General features: G+C 59.9%; 15 protein-coding genes and 1 tRNA gene. 8 read left to right on the forward strand and 8 right to left on the reverse strand.

Annotated elements, in window-relative coordinates; all coding sequences use genetic code 11:
- Positions 1-13 precede the first annotated feature (13 nt).
- The 3 genes from CFBP5499_RS01980 to CFBP5499_RS01990 are packed head-to-tail and all read right to left on the reverse strand — an operon-like array spanning position 14 to position 3,165.
- Entirely contained in the window at positions 14-400 is a 387-nt protein-coding gene (locus tag CFBP5499_RS01980) for a hypothetical protein (RefSeq protein ID WP_137066223.1), read from the reverse strand.
- 26 nt (positions 401-426) lie between these two features.
- The gene (locus CFBP5499_RS01985) at positions 427-1,713 is read right to left on the reverse strand and encodes an NAD(P)/FAD-dependent oxidoreductase (RefSeq protein ID WP_080826048.1); all 1,287 of its coding nucleotides are present in this window, start codon (positions 1,711-1,713) and stop codon (positions 427-429) included.
- 12 nt (positions 1,714-1,725) lie between these two features.
- The gene (locus CFBP5499_RS01990; protein ID WP_080826046.1) at positions 1,726-3,165 is read right to left on the reverse strand and encodes a glutamine synthetase family protein; all 1,440 of its coding nucleotides are present in this window, start codon (positions 3,163-3,165) and stop codon (positions 1,726-1,728) included.
- Between the two features lie 123 nt (positions 3,166-3,288).
- Here CFBP5499_RS01990 and CFBP5499_RS01995 point away from each other — a divergent pair, with 123 nt between their 5' ends.
- Positions 3,289-4,473 (forward strand): NAD(P)/FAD-dependent oxidoreductase, encoded by a 1,185-nt coding sequence (locus CFBP5499_RS01995; RefSeq protein WP_080826044.1) that lies wholly within the window; start codon positions 3,289-3,291, stop codon positions 4,471-4,473.
- A gap of 110 nt (positions 4,474-4,583) precedes the next feature.
- Here the strand turns inward: CFBP5499_RS01995 and CFBP5499_RS02000 are convergent, their stop codons facing one another.
- Positions 4,584-4,931 (reverse strand): hypothetical protein, encoded by a 348-nt coding sequence (locus CFBP5499_RS02000; RefSeq protein WP_080826042.1) that lies wholly within the window; start codon positions 4,929-4,931, stop codon positions 4,584-4,586.
- An 87-nt stretch (positions 4,932-5,018) separates the two neighbouring features.
- Here CFBP5499_RS02000 and CFBP5499_RS02005 point away from each other — a divergent pair, with 87 nt between their 5' ends.
- On the forward strand, positions 5,019-5,891 hold the full coding sequence (locus CFBP5499_RS02005; protein ID WP_080826040.1) for a LysR family transcriptional regulator: 873 nt from the start codon (positions 5,019-5,021) through the stop codon (positions 5,889-5,891).
- Between the two features lie 15 nt (positions 5,892-5,906).
- On the opposite strand, the gene CFBP5499_RS02010 is transcribed toward CFBP5499_RS02005, so the two are convergent.
- Complete coding sequence (locus CFBP5499_RS02010; RefSeq protein WP_003493954.1) at positions 5,907-6,164, reverse strand: hypothetical protein; 258 nt, start codon at positions 6,162-6,164, stop codon at positions 5,907-5,909.
- Between the two features lie 94 nt (positions 6,165-6,258).
- Entirely contained in the window at positions 6,259-7,548 is a 1,290-nt protein-coding gene (aceA, locus tag CFBP5499_RS02015; RefSeq protein ID WP_080826038.1) for an isocitrate lyase, read from the reverse strand.
- A 255-nt stretch (positions 7,549-7,803) separates the two neighbouring features.
- Between aceA and CFBP5499_RS02020 the strand changes: the two genes are divergently transcribed.
- From CFBP5499_RS02020 to CFBP5499_RS02040, 5 genes are all read left to right on the forward strand, one after another.
- Complete coding sequence (locus CFBP5499_RS02020; protein WP_080826036.1) at positions 7,804-9,219, forward strand: helix-turn-helix domain-containing protein; 1,416 nt, start codon at positions 7,804-7,806, stop codon at positions 9,217-9,219.
- A gap of 152 nt (positions 9,220-9,371) precedes the next feature.
- Entirely contained in the window at positions 9,372-10,469 is a 1,098-nt protein-coding gene (locus CFBP5499_RS02025; protein WP_080826033.1) for a polyamine ABC transporter substrate-binding protein, read from the forward strand.
- 81 nt (positions 10,470-10,550) lie between these two features.
- Positions 10,551-11,708 (forward strand): ABC transporter ATP-binding protein, encoded by a 1,158-nt coding sequence (locus CFBP5499_RS02030; RefSeq protein ID WP_080826031.1) that lies wholly within the window; start codon positions 10,551-10,553, stop codon positions 11,706-11,708.
- An 11-nt stretch (positions 11,709-11,719) separates the two neighbouring features.
- A complete protein-coding gene (locus CFBP5499_RS02035) occupies positions 11,720-12,628 on the forward strand; it encodes an ABC transporter permease subunit (protein ID WP_080826028.1) in 909 nt (302 codons plus the stop codon).
- A gap of 4 nt (positions 12,629-12,632) precedes the next feature.
- Positions 12,633-13,445, forward strand: a complete 813-nt coding sequence (locus CFBP5499_RS02040) for an ABC transporter permease (RefSeq protein WP_080826026.1) — start codon at positions 12,633-12,635, stop codon at positions 13,443-13,445.
- Positions 13,446-13,756: 311 nt separating this feature from the next.
- On the opposite strand, the gene CFBP5499_RS02045 is transcribed toward CFBP5499_RS02040, so the two are convergent.
- Both CFBP5499_RS02045 and CFBP5499_RS02050 read right to left on the reverse strand, forming a co-directional pair.
- On the reverse strand, positions 13,757-15,421 hold the full coding sequence (locus tag CFBP5499_RS02045) for an ABC transporter permease (RefSeq protein WP_175416582.1): 1,665 nt from the start codon (positions 15,419-15,421) through the stop codon (positions 13,757-13,759).
- Positions 15,422-15,500: 79 nt separating this feature from the next.
- The gene (locus tag CFBP5499_RS02050; RefSeq protein WP_080826023.1) at positions 15,501-19,307 is read right to left on the reverse strand and encodes an ATP-binding protein; all 3,807 of its coding nucleotides are present in this window, start codon (positions 19,305-19,307) and stop codon (positions 15,501-15,503) included.
- A gap of 316 nt (positions 19,308-19,623) precedes the next feature.
- Here CFBP5499_RS02050 and CFBP5499_RS02055 point away from each other — a divergent pair.
- A tRNA-His gene (locus CFBP5499_RS02055) sits at positions 19,624-19,700 on the forward strand.
- The last annotated feature ends 219 nt before the right edge of the window (positions 19,701-19,919 follow it).

The raw sequence follows: 19,919 nt of genomic DNA on the forward strand, positions 1-19,919 counted from the left end.
AGCTTTGAAACGCTCATGCGGTGATCTCAGTCACTCTGCCATGCGCCGGGAAAGTGCTGGTTCTGAAGATGCCTTTGGCAGGCGGTGGAACCGAAAAAAAGAAAAACACAAGGACAGCGGCAATCCCTCGCCAGAGTTGTTGGCTCTTTTTTGCATCCCTTGTTTCACTGCTTTGCTCGACGCTGTCCAGCAGCATCTGCGCTTCTACGAGCTGCCGCGCGGCAACGCGAATCTCTATTCCGCCAAAAGCCACGGTGTAGTGCCAGAATATCGACGCGGACTGGGAGGGAATGGCGATCGTCGGAATTCCATAGGCCTGCAGAAACGAGGATGTCACCGCTGTTTCAGCGAGACCATAACCCGTCGCGATCGTAACAAGCTTGTCATCCGGTTTTTCCATTGAAGCTCCCTATGCGTCCTGAAGGATCAAAACCTGTCTCGCAACGCGAACCATGAGAGCGCCATGAAAAGCAGCGGCGCGCGCAGCGATGCCCCACCGGGGAAGGCGGGCACCCTCAGCCGCGCGAAGGGGGCCAGCATATCCTTCTTGCCGAGAACGAGATCGGCATAAAGCTTGCCGCAATAATTCGACAGCATCACCCCGTGGCCGGAGTAACCGCCAATGGAGGTGACGCCGGGCATGACCTCGCGCACGAAGACCTTGCGTGGCAGGGTAATGCCGACGGACCCGCCCCAGGAATGGGTGATTTCGACGGCCTTCAGCTCGGGATAGATTTCCGCGATCTGCCGGCGGATATGGCTGGAAATATCGCGCGGCGCATCGGCCGTATAGGCCTCGCGCCCGCCAAACAGCAGCCGGTTGTCCGCCGTCTTACGGAAATAACGCACCACGAAACGGGAGTCGGCCACCGCTTCCTTGCCGGGGATGATATCAGGATAGGCGTCGAGCGGTGCGGTGGCACCGATGAAGGAACGGATCGGCATGATATGGGCCGCCGTCACCGGTTCCAGATTGCCGATATAGGCATTGGTGGCGATCAGCACCCGTGGCGCGGTGATTGTGCCGAAGGGGGTTTCGATGATGGTCTTGCCGCCGACCTGCCGGATGGATTTCGCCGGCGTCATTTCATAGATGTCGGCGCCTGCGGCCTTCGCCGCTTTCGCAAGCCCGACCAGCAGTTTCAGCGGGTGGATATGGCCAGTGCCGGTATCGCGCGTACCGCCGAAATAATGGGTGGAGCCGACACGTTTGCGCGCCTCGCCACGCTCCATGTAGGAAATATGCGGATAGCCGTAGCGGTTGTTCATTGCATCCACGCTACGCCGATAGTCGTCCTCATAGGCCGCCTTGTGCGCCACATAAAGCTGCCCCGGCAGATAGTCCATGTCGATGCCGCGGCTGCTGGCGAAGTCGCGTACGTAATTCTTGGCATCCTCGGCAATGTCGAACAGCAGCTTGGATTGCTCGAAGCCGATCTCGCCTTCCATCTCGTCCGGAAAGGAGCGCTGGCCGGTGCCGAACTGGCCGCCATTGCGGCCGGAAGCACCGTCGCCAAAACGATGCGCTTCGATGAGGGCGACGGAAACGCCGTTTTCGGCGAGGTTACAGGCGGCCTGAAGGCCGGTATAGCCGCCGCCGATGATCGCGACATCAACCTGCTTCGACCCGTCGAGGGCCGGATAGTCCGGCCGCTCGCCGACGGTTGCCTGATACCAGGATAGTCCCGGCGCAATCGGGCTTTGCCATGTCATGCTCGTGGTTCCTCACACGTTGAGAAGCAGGAACTCGCGCTCCCAGGGGCTGATGACCTGCATGAAGGTCTCGAATTCCCCGCGTTTCAGGCCGGCATAAAGGCCCACGAATTCATGGCCAAACACCCGGTCGAACTGCTCCTCGCCTTCCAGCAGCGCCACGGCCTCCAGCAGCCCGCGCGGCAGTTCGATGGAGCCTTCATTGGCCGTATCGGCTGTGGGTTCGGTCGGCTCGATATTGTTGACGATGCCAAGCCAGCCGCAGCCGAGCGAAGCGGCTAGTGCCAGATACGGATTGGCGTCCGAGCTCGGCAGGCGGTTTTCGACGCGACGCGCCTGCGGGCCGGAAATCGGCACCCGGAAAGCCGTGGTGCGGTTGTCATAACCCCAGGCATTGTTGACCGGGCAGGCCATGTCGGGCGTCAGGCGGCGATAGGAATTCACATAGGGCGCGAGCATGACCAGCGCATTGGGCACATAGCGCTGCATGCCGCCGACGAAGGAGAAAAACTCTTTCGAAGGGCTGCCATCGGCATTGGAGAAGATATTGCGGCCGCCATCGATCTCCACCACTGACTGGTGGATATGCATCGCCGAACCCGGCTGGCCCTGCATCGGCTTCGCCATGAAGGTGGCGTAGATGCCGTGTTTCAGCGCCGCCTCGCGAATGGTGCGCTTGAACAGGAACACCTGGTCGGCAAGCTCGATCGGGTCGCCATGGCGCAGGTTGATTTCCAGCTGCGCCGGGCCTTCCTCATGGATCAGCGTATCGATCTCGAGACCCTGCTTTTCCGAGAAATGGTAGATATCGTCGATCAGCTCGTCGAATTCGTTGATGCCGGCGATGGAATAGCTCTGCCCACCGACGATCGACCGTCCCGACCGGCCTTTCGGCGGATGCAGCGGATAGTCAGGGTCGTCATTCATGGCGACGAGATAAAATTCGATTTCGGGTGCTACGACCGGCTTCCAGCCCTTTTCGGTATAGAGCGAAAGCACGTTCTTCAGCACATTGCGCGGCGTGTAGGGAACGAAATTGCCTTCCGCATCCACCACGTCGCAGATCACCTGCGCGGTCGGATCCGTCTCCCAGGGCACGACGGACAGCGTCGAAAGATCCGGCACCAGCTTCAGATCGCTGTCGCGCGGCTCGTAGCGGAAATTCGCGGTCTCATCAGGATATTCGCCTGATATCGTGTGGCGGTAGAGCGCGGATGGTAGGGCGAGCGAGGTATCGCCCGTGAATTTCGCCGTCGGCATCATCTTGCCGCGCGCAACCCCGGCAAGGTCGGGCGTGATGCATTCTATGTCTTCGATCCCGCGCGCGCGCAACCATTGCGCGGCTTCGCGCCAGGAGGAAACGCCACGGGTGGAGGAAAGATCGAGGGGAGGAGACTTCTTTGCCATGGTTGCCTGTTTCTTGGGGCGGAGCATGGTTTTTTTGGCGGGCATGTATCACCGGGTCTGTGTTTCTGGTGGAGCCATCATAACCGTAGTTTGGCAATTGGCGAGGGGGAAAGCGCCATTGACAAGCGGCGGCACTTGGAAAAGAGGAAAGGAAACGGATCGGATGGAATGATGACAGAGAAATGTGACGTGCTGATTTTGGGGGCGGGCGCTGCCGGCATGATGTGCGCCATCCGCGCCGGAAAGCGCGGCCGCTCCGTCGTCATTCTCGACCACGCCAAGGCACCGGGTGAAAAGATCCGCATTTCCGGCGGTGGCCGCTGCAACTTCACCAATATTCATGCCGGGCCGAAGAATTATCTCTCCGCCAACCCGCATTTCGCCAAATCCGCGCTCGCCCGCTATACGCCGCGCGATTTCATCGCTCTCGTCGAAAAACACCGTATCGCCTGGCACGAAAAGACACTCGGCCAGCTCTTCTGCGATGACAGCGCCAAGGACATCATCCGCATGCTGCTTGGCGAAATGCAGGCGGTGAATGCGAAGCTGCGGCTCGAAACATCAGTCTCGGCCGTCACCCATGATGGTGGCCGTTTTCGCGTGACGACCTCAGGCGGCGTCATCGAGGCGGAAAGCCTCGTCGTCGCAACGGGAGCCAAGTCAATCCCGAAAATGGGCGCGACCGGCTTTGCCTACCAGATTGCCGAACAATTCGGCTTGTCGCTTGTCGAGACGCGACCCGGCCTCGTGCCGCTGACGCTCGATCCCGCTTCGCTGGAACGGCTGAGCCCGCTTGCCGGCGTCGCGGTTCCGGCCGAGGTTTCCCATGGCAAGACGTCGTTTGAGGAAGCGCTGCTGTTCACCCATCGCGGTTTGAGCGGCCCCGCCATCCTGCAAATCTCCTCCTATTGGAGGGAAGGCGATGCCATCCGCCTGAAACTGGAGCCGGCGCGCGATATTGTGGCGCTGCTGAGGCAAGCAAAACAGAAGAATGGCCGCCAGTCGGCCCAGACGGCTCTTTCCGAAATCCTGCCGAAGCGGCTCGCCCAACATGTGGTCGAGCAATCCGGTGTCACCGGCAATCTCGCCGATATGTCCGACAAGGTTCTCGCAAAGCTGGCGGGTGAGGTGCAGGACTGGCAGATCAAGCCTGCCGGGTCCGAAGGCTACCGAACGGCGGAAGTCACGCTCGGCGGTGTGGACACGAGCGGCCTCGATTCCCGCAGCATGGCGGCGAAGTCCGTGCCAGGCCTCTATTTCATTGGCGAATGTGTTGATGTGACCGGCTGGCTCGGCGGCTATAATTTCCAGTGGGCCTGGGCCTCCGGGCAGGCGGCAGGTGAATTCGCCTGAAACCGTGCCCGTTAACACCTTGTTAATGTGCCTGGGGTCATCCTGATCAAATGCCAGCAAAGCAGGGTCACCCAGTGATCCCACTGCACATGATGTCGTGCTGGAGGCTCTTAACAGGGCATGGGTCGGTTGAGTTTTTCGTCAGGAGCCCGCGCATGAACAGAACAGCACATCGCCGCCCTCGCGCCATTGCCATCGCCCGCGCCGAAAGCGGGAGCAGGCAGTTGGCCTTTCGCCTCAGCATCATCGCAGCTGGCGCTCTCGCGGCTCTGATCGCTCTGTTTTACTGATCGGCGGTTCTTCGCCTTCATTAAGCGGATAAGCCCGCTGAAAAACCGCGACGGCCGCGATGCCGAGGCCATATCGGCATAAAATTTCTCTTCCTGTAGAATGGCTTCGCGCCGCGTGCGCGGCTTCTGATTGTCAATGATGGCCAGTGCTGCAAAAATCGCGTGCATGTTCGCTCTCCTTCTGAATGCGGAGGGCCATGATGCACGCCGTTTTTTGATTTATCTGCGCAAGAAAATGCGCTACGTTTTTCACCGATGAAAAACGTCACCTGGGATTCCTATCAACTTTTCCTCGACGTGTCACGCAGTGGCGGCCTGACGGGTGCTGCCGCGCTGACCGGTTTGAGCCCCGCGACCGTGGGGCGACGCATGGTCGAGCTGGAGGAGCGCATCGGCAAGGCCCTGTTTCAGCGCAGCCAGACCGGATACGCCCTGACGGCGGATGGCCGTGCGCTGTTCGACCGGCTTCAGGCAATGGAAAATGCGGCCAAGGATATCGAGGGATGGCAGAAGGCGTCGTCGGCCTCTTCCACCGTGCGCATTGCCGTCGGCACCTGGAATGCCTGGCTGTTGACGGGGAATTTCTCCGCCATCTGCACTGACCGCGATGATTTCCGCATCGATCTTTTCATTGCCGAACAGAGGGCGTCTCTGGCGCATCGCGAGAACGACATCGGCATCCGCGCTTTCGAGCCGCAGGAAAAGAACCTTGCCGCCATCAGGACGGGGGAGGTGGCCTATGCGCCCTACAGGCTGCGCAATGCTGCTGCCGCCGTTGCCGACCGCTGGCTGGCGGTGGCGGAAGATAGCGCCATTTCCACCTATCTGCGCTGGCCGCATGACAACCGCCGCAGCGATATCGCGGTGACGGTAAACCGGCCGGTGGCGCTGCTCGATCTGGTGCTGGCCGGGGCAGGCATCGCCGTGCTTCCCTGTTTCGTGGGCGATGCGGATGCGCGGCTTCTTCGTGAAGGCGGCGAAATTGAAATACTCCGCCACAATCAATGGATCGTCATGAACAATGACGATCGCCACCGCCGCGATATCAGGACGGTGGCGGATCGGATGACCCGTCTCATCAAGGGGCATTCCGATCTTTATGCCGGGCGCAAGAGCCGCCCGGCATGAAAGAATGGCTGCCATTCAGGCGGCGGCACTTCCCTGCGCGACGATAACGGGGATCAAAAGATCGCCCCAGTTGCCGCCGCCGCCGTGGTGGCGGGCCGAGCGGACGAGCTCGACGGAAACGCCAGCCTCGACGGCTTTCATGACGGCCTGGTTAAGGCGGTGCAGATCATTGGCCAGCATGCGGATGGCGGCCTGCTGATCCTGCGTCATGGCGGAGGACTGTTCCTCGGCGCGTTCCTTGACGTGGGTCTTGATGGGGTTATGGGCATTCATGGCATTTCTCCTCTCTTTATTGGTTGGGGTTCTTGATGCGATTTGCAAGCCCTTCCCGGTCTCTGGCGGTCGCCGGGAAGGGCTGTTTCTCGATTTATTCAGCCGCCGGGCGGAACTGGTCGTGCTCGGTGGATTCCTTCATGGCTGTGGTGGACGACGTGCCGCCCGAGATCGCCAGAGACACGGCGTCGAAATAGCCGGTGCCGACTTCGCGCTGGTGCTTGGTGGCGGTGTAACCGTTAACCTCGGCTGCGAATTCCGCTTCCTGAAGCTCGGAATAGGCCGCCATCTGCCGGTCCTTGTAACCGCGCGCCAGTTCGAACATGCCGAAATTCAGCTGGTGGAAACCGGCCAGCGTAATGAACTGGAACTTGTAGCCCATCGCCCCCAGCTCGCGCTGGAACTTGGCAATCGTCGCGTCGTCGAGGTTCTTTTTCCAGTTGAACGACGGCGAGCAATTGTAAGCGAGCTTCTTGCCGGGATGCACCTTGTGCACGCCTTCCGCAAACCTGCGTGCCTGTTCGAGATCCGGCTTTGATGTTTCGCACCAGATCAGGTCGCAATAGGGCGCATAGGCAACCGCGCGGGCGATGCAGGGTTCAAGACCGTTCTTGACCTGATAGAAGCCCTCGACGGTGCGGCCGGCATCGTAATCCACGAAGGGCTGGTCGCGCTCGTCGATATCGGAGGTCAGAAGCTTGGCCGCCTCCGCATCAGTGCGGGCGATGACCAGTGTCGGTACACCCATGACATCAGCCGCAAGTCGCGCCGCCGTCAGGTTGCGAATATGCGCCGCCGTCGGGATCAGAACCTTGCCGCCGAGATGGCCGCACTTCTTTTCCGATGCCAGCTGATCCTCATAGTGAACGCCCGCCGCGCCCGCCTCGATGAAGGCCTTCATGATCTCGAAGGCATTGAGCGGCCCGCCGAAACCGGCCTCCGCATCGGCAACGATCGGCGCAAACCAGGTGTCGACCGAAAGACCCTTACCCTCCGCCGTCTCGATCTGGTCGGCGCGCTGCAAGGTGCGGTTGATGCGCTTTGCAAGCTCAGGTGCCGCATTGGCCGGGTAAAGCGACTGGTCCGGATACATGGCCGAGGCCGTGTTGGCGTCAGCCGCAACCTGCCAGCCGGAAAGATAGATCGCCTTCAGCCCGGCGCGAACCATCTGCATGGCCTGATTGCCGGAGAGCGCACCGAGCGCATTGACGAAATTCTCCTCGTTGATCAGCTTCCACAGCCGGTTCGCACCCATCTCGGCCAGCGAATGGCGGATTTCGACGGAGCCGCGCAACCGCTCCACGTCGGCGGCGGTGTAGGTGCGCTCAATGCCGTCAAAACGTCCCTGCGGTGCACCCGGAACAAGTTTGTAAAAATCCGTCATACTTCTCTCTCCCATGACAAATGCGGTTTTTGAAACGGACTGCCGTGAACTTCGTGTGGCGCCGTTCGATGTGACTACATTTACATTTTTGGAGATTTGAGCGCCAGAACAAACATAAAAACAGTGACTTGAAAGAGGTTATCCTGTAGGGTGCGTGACAGGGTGGAGCTGTAAATTTGTAAATTTTGTAAAAACTTTTGAGCTGTCGAGTTTGTAACAGACTTGTATGAGTTGACGGGATGGAGGGGCGACGCTGTGTCGGAAAACAAGATTTTTGCAGGCCCGCGGGTGCGCCGTATTCGCAATGGGCTCGCATTGACGCAGACGGCCATGGCCGAGGCGCTGGCGATCTCGCCGTCTTACCTCAATCTCATCGAGCGCAACCAGCGGCCGCTCACGGTGCAGCTACTTTTGAAGCTCGCTTCGGTCTACAAGGTCGATCTCGATGACCTTCAGGGCGAAAGCGCCGGTTCCGCCGGGCAGTTGCGTGAGGTCTTCGCCGATCCTTTGCTGGCGGGTGAAGTGCCGTCGCCGCAAGAGCTGATCGAGGTTGCCGATGCCGCGCCCAATGCGGCAAGCGGTGTCCTCAAGCTTTACCGGGCCTATCGGGAGCAGGCGCAGCGCCTTTCCGACCTTTCCGATCTTCTGGCGCGGGAGGGACATGAGACGGCGCTCTCCTCCACCCGCCTGCCGATCGACGAGGTCCGGCACGTCTTTGAAAACCGGCCAGCCTATTTCCACGCCATCGATGCGGCAGCAGAAGAACTCCATAAACAATTGTCAGTGGGTGATGATCTCGCCTCCGGTCTGCGCGCATGGCTACAGAAAAACCACGGCATCGTCGTCAGAACCCTGCCGGTGCACGCCATGCCCAATCTCAGGCGGCGTTATGACCGCCATTCCATGCGGCTGTTTTTGTCCGAGCGCCTGTCGCAGCCGGATCAACTCCGGGAAATGGCGATGGAGACCTGTCTTCTGGCGCTTCGCGAAGAGATCGGCGGGGAACTGGAAGCGCTGAACCTGAAAGGCGAGGAGGCGCGACGCATCGCCCGTTTCGAACTGGCGCGTTATGCCGCCCATGCGCTGATGATGCCCTATGGTGCGTTCCTCGCCGCCGCCCAGCGCGCGAAATATGACCTCGATGTTCTGCGGTCGCGTTTCAACGTGTCGTTCGAGCAGGCCGCTAACCGGCTCGTCAGCCTGCAAAGGCCGACGGCCTCGGCAATTCCGTTTTTCCTGATGGAGATCGACAATGCCGGCAACCGCTTCCGCCTCTCAGGTGCTGGCGGTTTCCCGAGGGCGCGATTCGGCGGTCTCTGTCCGCGGCTCAATATCCATGCCGCCTTCGCCCAGCCGGGGCAGGTGCTGGTGGAAGCCGTGGAAATGCCTGACGGAGATGCCTTCCTCACGGTTTCGCGCACGCTGGAAGGCCCGCAGGCGGGTTTCGGCGAAAGGGTGAGGCGCACGGCCGTGCTTCTGGGCTGCGATCTCGGCCAGGCGTCGGAAACGGTCTATGGTCCGGCCGCTTCGGGTGCTGCACCCGTCGCCATCGGCCCCTCATGCCGGCTGTGCGAAAGGCAGGGTTGCCTGTCGCGCGCCGAAGCGCCGCTCACGCGCCCGCTCGGGTTGGATGAAATGGTCACCGGCCTCAGTGTTTTCGACTTCCAGTAGGTCTTTCGATCCACTTTTTTGTGGCTGGAACACATTTGGTTGAAAATGCTGTGCTGCACATTTCCCGCTTGCTCCCTTTTGTTTTCCTTTCTAGTCTCTCCCAAAAAAGGGGATCACGCTTCCGTCGTGAGGATGCGTTAACAGGAGACATCATGAAAAACCGTTCTCTCCGCCTGACCTTGGCTCTCACCACCGCGCTCGTTGCAGCAGGCTCGGCGATGGCCCAGGAGAAGGTCGTCCACGTCTATAACTGGTCGGATTATATCGATCCCGTCATCCTTGAAGACTTCACCAAGGAAACTGGAATCAAGGTCGTCTACGACGTTTATGACGGCAACGAGGTGCTGGAGACCAAGCTTTTGGCCGGCAGCTCGGGTTATGACGTCGTGGCGCCGACATCGCCTTTCCTGGCACGGCAGATCAAGGCCGGTGTCTACCAGAAGCTGGACAAGTCCAAGCTGCCGAACCTCAAGAACATGTGGCCGGAAATCACCGAACGTCTGGCGCAATACGACCCCGGCAACGAATATGCCGTCAACTACATGTGGGGCACCACCGGCATCGGCTATAACGTCGCCAAGGTGAAGGCCGCGCTCGGCGATGTGCCTGTTGATAGCTGGGACGTGCTGTTCAAGCCGGAAAATGCCGAGAAGCTGAAATCCTGCGGTATCAACATTCTCGACGCGTCGGACGAGACATTCGCGATTGCGATGAACTATATCGGCAAGAATCCCGACAGCAAGGAGACGGCCGACCTGGAAGCGGGCGGCGAGGTCTATTCTAAGATTCGCCCCTCTGTGAAGACCTTCAATTCGTCGCCCTATATCAATGATCTCGCCAATGGCGACATTTGCATCTCCATCGGCTGGTCCGGCGATATCCTTCAGGCGAAAACGCGCGCCGAGGAAGCCAAGAACGGCGTCGAAGTGAATTACGTCATCCCCAAGGAAGGCACCTATATCTGGATGGACAGCTTCGCCATTCCGGCTGATGCCAAGAATGTCGACGAGGCCCACGCCTTCATCAACTACATGATGAAGCCTGAAGTCGCGGCCAAGGCTTCCGACTACGTGCAATACGCCAACGGCAACCTGCCCTCGCAGGCGCTGATGGATCCGTCGGTTGCGAAGAACCCGGGGGTCTATCCCGATCCGGAAACGATGAAGAAGCTCTTCACCATCTCGCCCTACGGACCGAAGGAACAGCGTGTGTTGAACCGCGTCTGGACACAGATAAAGACCGGCACCTGATCGGACCTGGGAGAGGGTGGCGCTGTCCACCCTCTTTCTCCTTGATGTCGTCGATTGATTCTTGGGTGAAATGGGGCGGGCATGGCAAAGACACTCGGACCGGTCAAACGCAAATTCAGCCCTTGGGACAATCCCGATGCGGTGCCCTTCATCCGATTTGAAAACGTTACCAAACGTTTTGGCGACTTTGTCGCCGTCAACAATCTGACGCTCGATATTTACGAGCGTGAATTCTTCTCGCTGCTCGGTCCCTCCGGTTGCGGCAAGACCACGCTGATGCGCATGCTGGCCGGTTTCGAGGAGCCGACCGAGGGCCGCATCCTGCTGCAGGGCAAGGATATTTCCGGCGTGCCGCCCTATAAGCGCCCGACCAACATGATGTTCCAGTCCTATGCGCTTTTCCCGCACATGTCGGTGGAAAAGAACATTGCCTTCGGCCTCGAGCAGGACGGCCTGCCCAAGGCGGAAATCGCTGCCCGCGTCGAGGAAATGCTGCGACTGGTCAAGCTCACGGAATTTGCCAGGCGCAAGCCGAGCCAGCTTTCCGGCGGCCAGCGTCAGCGCGTGGCGCTTGCACGCTCGCTCGCCAAGCGGCCGAAGGTGCTGCTGCTGGATGAACCGCTCGGCGCGCTCGACAAGAAGCTGCGCGAGGAAACCCAGTTCGAACTGATGGATATCCAGACCAATCTCGGTCTCACCTTCCTCATCGTCACCCATGACCAGGAAGAGGCGATGACGGTGTCGGACCGCATCGCCGTCATGGACAAGGGCAACGTCGTGCAGGTGGCGACGCCGGCCGAGATCTATGAAGCGCCGAATACCCGCTACGTGGCGGACTTCATCGGCGACATCAATATTTTCGACGCCAATGTCGTCGCCAATGCCTCCGATATCGGCAAGCCCGGTGTGGTGACGCTGGATTGCGACGGGCTGAAGGTTTCGGTGGAGCAGGAATGCGCGGCGGCCACCGGCAGCCAGGTGGCTTACGCCATTCGCCCGGAAAAGGTCCGCATCTCGCTCGACCAGCCCGCCGACAGCAGCATCAATTCCGCCTATGGCGAAGTCTGGGACATCGGGTATCTCGGCGACTTCTCCGTCTTCATCGTCAAGCTCGCCGATGGCCGCGTCATCCGCGCCGCGCAGGCGAATGTCTCTCGTCTCGTCGATCGTCCGATTACTTTCGGGGATATGGTGTGGCTTAATTGGAAACCGGATTCAGGGCTTGTCCTGACACGCTGAGGGAGGCTTTCATGGCGATCACCACTCCTGAAAACCGGCAAAGCCCCTGGCGCTGGCTGGTCGTTGCGGTTCCCTATTTCTGGCTGCTGCTGTTTTTCGCCGCGCCCTTTCTCATCATCGCCAAGATTTCGCTGTCGGATACGGCAATCTCCATGCCGCCCTATACGCCTGTTTTCGAAGGGTTTTCGAAGCTCGGCGAATTTTTCTCGCAGCTGGATTTCGAGAACTATCTCTTCCTCACGGAAGACCCGCTTTATATCGAAGCCTATCTGTCGTCGCTGCGCATCGCCTTCATCTCCACCTTCCTGCTTCTGCTGATCGGTTATCCCATGGCGCTGGCCATGGCGCGTGCGCCATCCTCCGTGCGCCCGACGCTTGTCATGCTGGTGATCCTGCCGTTCTGGACCTCGTTCCTGATCCGCGTTTACGCCTGGATCGGCATTCTGAAGCCGGAAGGCCTGCTGACGGTATTGTTCCAGTGGCTCGGGTTTCTCGGTCCCGACCAGCAGGTCAATATCTTCCGTACCGAAACGGCGATCTTCATCGGCATCGTTTATTCCTATCTGCCCTTCATGGTGCTGCCGCTTTATTCGGCGCTGGAAAAACTCGACAATACGCTTCTGGAAGCGGCCGCCGATCTGGGTTGCCCGCCCTGGAAAGCCTTCTGGAAGATCACCTTCCCACTGTCCCTGCCGGGTGTCGTGGCCGGGGCGATGATCTGCTTCATTCCGATCACGGGCGAATTCGTCATTCCCGACCTGCTCGGCGGCGCGCAGACGCTGATGATCGGCAAGACGCTGTGGACGGAATTCTTCGGCAATCGCGACTGGCCCTTGGCATCCGCCGTCGCCGTGCTGTTGCTGATCCTGCTGGTGGTGCCCATCGCCATCTTCCAGAACCAGCAGAAGAAGGTGGGGTGAGGCCATGAAGCGCGGAAAATTCGATACCACGGTCCTGACGCTCGGTTTTGCCTTCCTCTATATTCCGATCATCATCCTGATCATCTATTCCTTTAATGCCTCCAAGCTCGTCACCGTCTGGGGCGGCTTTTCGCTGCAATGGTACAAATCCATGTGGTCGAACCAGGGGCTGATGGATGCCGCCTGGGTGACGTTGCGTGTCGGTATCCTCAGCGCCACCATCGGCACCATCCTTGGAACGCTGGCGGCGCTGTCTCTCACCCGTTTTGCCCGGTTCCCCGGCCGGGTGTTGTTTTCCGGCATGATCTATGCGCCGCTCGTCATGCCTGAGGTCATCACCGGCCTGTCGCTGCTGCTTTTGTTCGTGGCTGTCGGGGTGGATCGTGGTTTCTGGACTGTCGTCATCGCCCATACCACCTTCACCATGTGTTATGTGGCGATCGTCGTGCAGTCACGCCTGTTGACCTTCGACCGCAGCCTTGAAGAGGCGGCGCTCGACCTCGGCTGCCCGCCAGTCAAGACCTTCTTCCGCATTACCCTGCCGCTGATCTTCCCCGCCGTCATTGCCGGCTGGATGCTCGCCTTCACCCTGTCGCTCGACGATCTCGTGATCGCCAGTTTTGCTACCGGCCCGGGTGCGACGACGCTGCCGATCAAGATTTATTCCCAGGTTCGCTTGGGCGTGACGCCGGAAATCAATGCCATCTGCACCATCCTGATCGGTCTCGTGACCATCGGCGTCATAGCCGCTTCCATTACCTCCAAGCGCACCGAATTGCAGCGGATGCGCGACGAGCATGCGGCCGCGCGAAACTGATCAAAAGTAGCATCCTGATTTCTTCGCGTTACTGTTGAAATCGCGATAAAATCAGGAACCTGTAATTTAGATTTGGCACTTTACGGTCTCAGAATAGGAATTCTCGTCGGTAATTGATCGATTTTGGTTTTAACCGCTTGTTAATGGGAGTTGGCGGAAAGTAAATTCAACGCAGGGCCGTCATATGTTTGATGGCCGGGATTTGATAATTTCCGTATGGCTAGATTGTCCCCTTCTCTCGTTGAAAAAAGCACAACTCATCCAGGCGGCCGAAAGGCCGCCTTTCTTTTTGATGGCCTTGTCGATGCCTCTCAGTGATTTTCCGGATGATCCATCGATTTCGAGACGAGCAGCACGGGTATAAGCCCGGCCAAGATGATGATGATCGCGGGCACGGCGGCATCCTGCACCCTGGAACGGGACGCATCCTCATAAACCAGTGTGGCGAGCGTGTTGAAACCGAAAGGCCGGAGCAGGATGGTGGCCGGCAGTTCCTTCATGGATTCGATCAGGACCAGAAGGAAGGCGGTCAGCGCCGCCGGCCGCATATTCGGCAAAAGCACCTTGAACAGCGTCTGCGCCCGGTTGCGCCCAAGGGTGCGGGAGGCCATGTCGATATGCGGCGAGAGCTTATGGAAACCGGCATCGAGCGTGCCTTCCGCCATGGTCATGAAACGCACGGCATGGGCATAGATGATGGCAAAGGCGGTGCCTGACAGAAGCAGCCCGCTGGAAAAGCCGAAATGGGAACGGATGAACCCGTCAACGCCATTATCGAGACTTGCCAGCGGAATGAGGACGCCGATGGCAAGCACGGTTCCCGGCACGCCATAGCCCATGGAACCAAAGCGCGCCGCCACTTTTGACATGCGCGAGCGCTCGGTGCGGATGGCATAGGAAAACACGAAAGCGGCAATCAGCGTCACGAAGGCAGCGGAAAGCGAGACTTCGAGGCTGTGTCCGAGTGCTTTCAAAAGCTTGGGTTGAAGCAGTGCATCCAGCCTTTTCACGGCGTAGCTGCCCAGCACGATAACCGGAATGAAAAAGCCGCTCGCCACCGGCAGAAAGCAGAACAGGCTCGCGGACCAGCGCCGCCAGCCATTGAGCGCCTTCAGCCGATGGCGCTGCGCCATGCTCGTCGCCTTCGGTGCGCCAAAGCGCTGTTTTTCCCGGGCATTGCGTTCAATGACGATCAGCGCGCCGACGATGATGAGGATGATGGCGGCGATCTGGGTCGCATTGGCGAGATTACCGCGATTGAGCCAGGTCTCGTAGATGGTGAAGGTGAGCGTCTGGACGCCGAGATATTCGACGGCGCCAATATCGTTCAGCGTCTCCATCAGCACCAGCGACAGCCCGATGGCGATGGCCGGCCGCGCCATCGGCAATTGCACGGAGAAGAACACATTCAGCGGCTTTGCGCCAAGCGTACGGGCCGCTTCGGCCGCAAACCGCCCCTGCATCGAAAAAGCGGCGCGGGCCGAGAGATAGACATAAGGGTAAAGCACCGAACTCAGGACGATCACCGCACCGCCGAGCGAGCGGATATCGGGAAACCAGTAGTCACGGATACTGTGGTAACCGAAGGCGGCGCGAAGGGCGCTCTGCACCGGCCCGGTGAAATCGAGAAACTCACCGAACGCATAGGCCGCCAGATAGGAAGGGATCGCAAGCGGCAACACAAGTGCCGCGGACACTAACCGCCGCAGCGGAAATTCGAATGTGGTGACGAGCCAGGCGCAGACGATCCCGAAGAAGGCTGTTGTCGCGGCCGTCAGCCCCAGCAACATGAAGGTGCGGAACCCGGCGCGTGGCAGAACATTGGCGAGAAGATGCTGCCACCCCTCCGTGCTGCCGGTCAGCGCCAGCCAGAAGATCGCCAGAATGGGCATGGCGGCAATGGCCGCGATGATGACTGCCGTGATCGGCAGTACTGAAACGCGTCTTGTCGCTGCATGGGGAATGGTCATGGGCATGCGGGCCTGCTGTCTTGCGAAAGCCTTAACCGGCTGGCCTTTCAGTCGGCGGCTTCCGCATTGCTACGCCCGCATGGCCTCAGTTGGCAAGAACCCGCTGCGACGGAAAGGTGATTTCCACCAACGTGCCTTCATTCGGCGTGGAGGTGATGGAAAAATTCGCCCGGTTGGCGTCCACCATGGCCTTGGTCAGCGGCAGGCCAAGCCCGGTGCCGTCGCCCCGCACGCGCTTGCCTGACGACGCCACCTGCCGGAACGGCTTCATCGCCTGCTCCAGTTCCGCCCGCGTCATGCCGATGCCCGTGTCGCGGATGCGCAGCGAAACGCTGCCATTGGCCTCATAGGCCGTGGAAACGACGATCTGGCCGCCCGACGGCGTGAAACGGATGGCGTTCGACAGGATGTTCAGCACGATCTGCTTGATCGAGCGCAGGTCGGCGACGATCTGCGGCACGGATTGCGCCAGCGCCGTGCGGATGATGACGCGCTGGTTGTTGGCCTGCGGCTGCACCAGCGAGACCGCCTCGGCGACCGTCTCATTGAGCGGTACGGCGATGAAATCCACATCCATCTGCCCGGCCTCGATCTTGGAAATATCGAGGAGATCATTGACGATATCGAGCACATGCCGGCCCGAACGGCCGATATCATTGGCATATTCCACATAACGCGGATTGCCGATCGGCCCGAAACGTTCGGTCGCCATCATGTCGGAGAAGCCGATGATGGCGTTGAGCGGCGTGCGGATTTCGTGGCTGACGCGCGCGAGGAAATCGGTCTTGTGCGCATTGGCGGTTTCCGCCGCGCGCTTGGCGTTGCGCAACTCTTCTTCCGTGCGTTTCCACTGGGTGATGTCACGGATGACGGCGCAATAGCCGTGCGAGGATTTCAGCCGGCCGATGGTCATGAACAGTGGCAGGAAACCGCCGGAGGCCTCGCGGCCGATCACTTCGCGGCCGTCGTTCAGCACGCTGGCGACACCATTATTGGCGAGACCGGAGAGATAGTCGAGCACGGCCCGCTGGCTCTCATGGGCAAAGAGCGTCACGAAGGGCTTGCCGGCGATTTCGCCATTATCATAATTGAACAGCGCGCTGGCGGACCGGTTGAGCGAGCGGATTTCGCCGTCGTCGCCCAGAAGCACCACGCCATCGGTGGCGGTTTCCAGAATGGAATGCAGCTCTTCCATTTCGCCCTGCAACAGGGAGAGGCTGCCTGCCTCGGGATTTTCCGCCGTGTTTTCATTGGCCGCCGTAACCGGTGCCAGCTTTTCTTCCAGCGGAACCAGCGACAGCATCAGCGCCTTCGTCTCTTCCCAACGGATGGACTGCAGCCGCGCCTTGACCGGGATGATGTCGTTTTCGGCGCTGACGACGACCATGCCGCCCTCATTGTCAGGCATATCCTCCAGCTCCTGCCGCTGCAGCAGTGCTTCCAGCCCGCCAACCTCTTCCAGCTCAGTCAGCGAGGTGTAACCCGTCAGTCGCAGGAAGTCGGGATTGGCGTGGATCAGCCTGTCACCGGCATGCACCAGAAGCGCCACCGGCATCTGATCCAGCGTCTCGGCCGTCAGCGCACTGGCGGCACGAACGGGCGGGCTCACCATGGAGGCCGCGAGATCGGCAACCGGATGCTCGTCGGTGGTGGCCACCTGCTTTTCGTCAGAAGCAGTTTCATCGGTGGTACGAACGGGTGCGGGCTGTTCTCCGCGAACATAATCGGCAAAAAGATCGTCTTCTTCCGCCGGTTCAGTTGTTTCTGCGTCGTTGCCAGTGTCGGAAGAGGCGCTTTCGGCGGTCTCCGGCGCGATGTCTTGCTGGATATCCTCAACGACCGGCTCGGCGGAAATTCCTTCCGCATCCGCCTCGTGTTTTTCCTCCGATGCCGTATCTGATGGCGCCATATCCGACGGCGCGAGCGCCCGGCCAATTTCGCGGAAGGCGGCTTGCTCGCCAGCGGTTAGTCCCTCGCGGGAGCGCGAACGGCGCTCCTCCAGATGGACGACCTTGTCGGAATAGGATGGTTCGGACGCTGGCGCGGCTATTGGCGCTTCGAACTCCAGCGAGGTCTCATCATCAAGCAGTTCTTCCGCCAGAACCTCGTTGGTAGCGTCGTCTGCCACATCGACGCTTACTGCCGGTTCATCAGGCAGCGCTGCGTGCGGATTGTCGTCGGTCTCATCGTCTTCATCGATAAAAGCCAGCAATTCATGGCTTTCATCTTCGGCGGACGGCTGCGGCAAAACCTCTGCCAAATCCGCCTCTTCGCTGTTCAGGAAGGTCAGTCCTGTGGCGTGCGGGTCTTCGGTGGCATCCGCGAGGCGCACGATGCCGAAACCGCGGAAACCGTCAAATTCGCGCGCACGCGTATAGGTGGGCAGGGCGGCGAGATCGATCGGCACCATCAGCGAGGTGCCTTCCACCGGCCAGTAGATCGTCTTGCCCGACCAGGTGTCACGCCGGCCGAGAAGCTCGCGGATCTTGCCATCAGGGTCGAGATTGAACAGGGCCGCGACATCGGCAAAGCCCATGCCTTCCACGGCCGCCGCCTTAGCGCCCACCGCTTCCGCAAATTCATGCGAAATCGAGCTGAAACGCCCTTCGGCGTCGATTTTCCAGACAAAGCGGGAGGCGCGCGCACCGGCATTAAAGACGAAAGGCTGTGATTCTTCGCCGGTGCCGATGTCTGCCTGGGTCGCTCTGTCCTCGTCCGCCGTCGCAGCTTCTGCTGCCGGGGTTTCGGCGATTTCTTCGTCCGCGACTGCGCTTTCGGTGGCCGGAACCTCTACGGTATAATCCTCTGCGACCGTCCGCTGGATCGAGGGTGCAGCCGCTTCATCGGCATCGAGTTCGAATAGGTCCGCAATGTCGTCGGTCATCGCCACATTGGCGGCGGCATCCGCATCCCGCACGGGAAGCTCTGACGGTACTTCCGCGGTGTCTTCCGGCATCAGCGGAACGCTGTCTTCATCCGGTTCCGCTGCCACGTCCTCTTCGGAATCGGACGGCAGTTCCTGCACCTCTTCCACATCCTCGATGTCCGCAACGGCGTCTAGTACAGAATCGAAAGAAGTGGTTGCGGCGACAACAGGTGCCGTCTCCGCAACCGGAGAAGCGGGCTCGGCGGCGGCCGGGATTTCCTGTGGCTTCTCTTCGGCAAAACCCCTGTCTTCGGAAAAACCACTGTCTTCTGCAAACCCATTGACGGGATCGAGCGTCCCGAGCGCGGTTTCCACCACGAACAGCAGGTTCAGTTCGGGCGATGTCGTGATCTGGCCGGTGGCGGCGGGCAGATAACCTTTACCAGTCGGAACCGGGCGTTTGACGAGGTGACCGGACTGGCCGGCGGCCATTTTGACAAGCGTGCGGGCGGTATGCGGCGTGATGCCGAGCGACGAAAAGCCTGAAGAGGCGACAATGATCTCATTGTCACCGTTCAGGACTGCCATATGAATATCCGGATCGTCAAACCCTTCGATCATGCGCCGGGCGCATTCGGCCACGTCGGGCGCGGCCTGATCGGTGAGGGCGGAAAACAGGATGGCCGGGTGGCCGGGTTCCGCTTCGATGATCTCCGCGCGGGCGGTGACGGCAAGGCTGCGGAAACCCGAAGTGATGCGAATGGTAAACGGCAGGCCGTCTCCGGCTTTCGAAAGCCGCGCCGCCGTGGCTGCCAATTGCCGGAAGGTCACATCCTGGCGTTTGGGACCTTGCTCCAGAAAATCGTAAACCATCGGCGTGCCGAACAGCGAAGCGCCACGCCCATTGGCCCAGAGAACATTTTGAAGATCGAGCGAAAACAGCGCCATGGCCTCACCGCGCCCGAAACCTTCACGCACCCGTTCATGCACTGCTATATCGATAAAGGGATACTGGACGGCGGGCATGTCGAAACCTATTCTGGCACTACCGGACCTTGCGGGCTTCTCGGCTTCCTCATGAAGCCGCAAAACGTAAACCCGCCAGGCATCACGTTAACAGAATTTTAAATAACTTCACAGCGCGGCCGGGTCCACCGCCCGGTGGATGAATCGCCAAATAGAGTTAACATCAACAGGCCCATTCCCGCTTCGCGTTCTCAGTCACCCTATCGAAAAGCACTTGCCTTTCGCAGCCTTTTTTCGCAAAATTCGAAGAGGCACTTGCAAATGGGGGAAACACCTTTTATGTCACCCCCCGTGACGCCGCTTCGGCGTTTCATGTGCGGTTGTAGCTCAGTTGGTTAGAGCGCAGGTTTGTGGCACCTGAGGTCGGTGGTTCGACCCCACTCAACCGTACCATTCCCCTCTCCCAGTAAGTTTATATGTCACAAGGACTTACCGGGAGAGGGGAAAATTCTCTCCACACCAGCGCCTGTTCATGACTTGCGGATGATCACACAAGTCTCAACGCCGGGCAGGCACGCCTGCCGATTTCGAAAATCCCCGGAAATCATTGTCGCGATCATGACGATCCCTATTCAGACTTGGCGAGGCATCAGCCCTTCCCCTGTGCAGCCT

The organism is Agrobacterium tumefaciens (genome assembly GCF_005221325.1).
Classification (GTDB): domain Bacteria; phylum Pseudomonadota; class Alphaproteobacteria; order Rhizobiales; family Rhizobiaceae; genus Agrobacterium.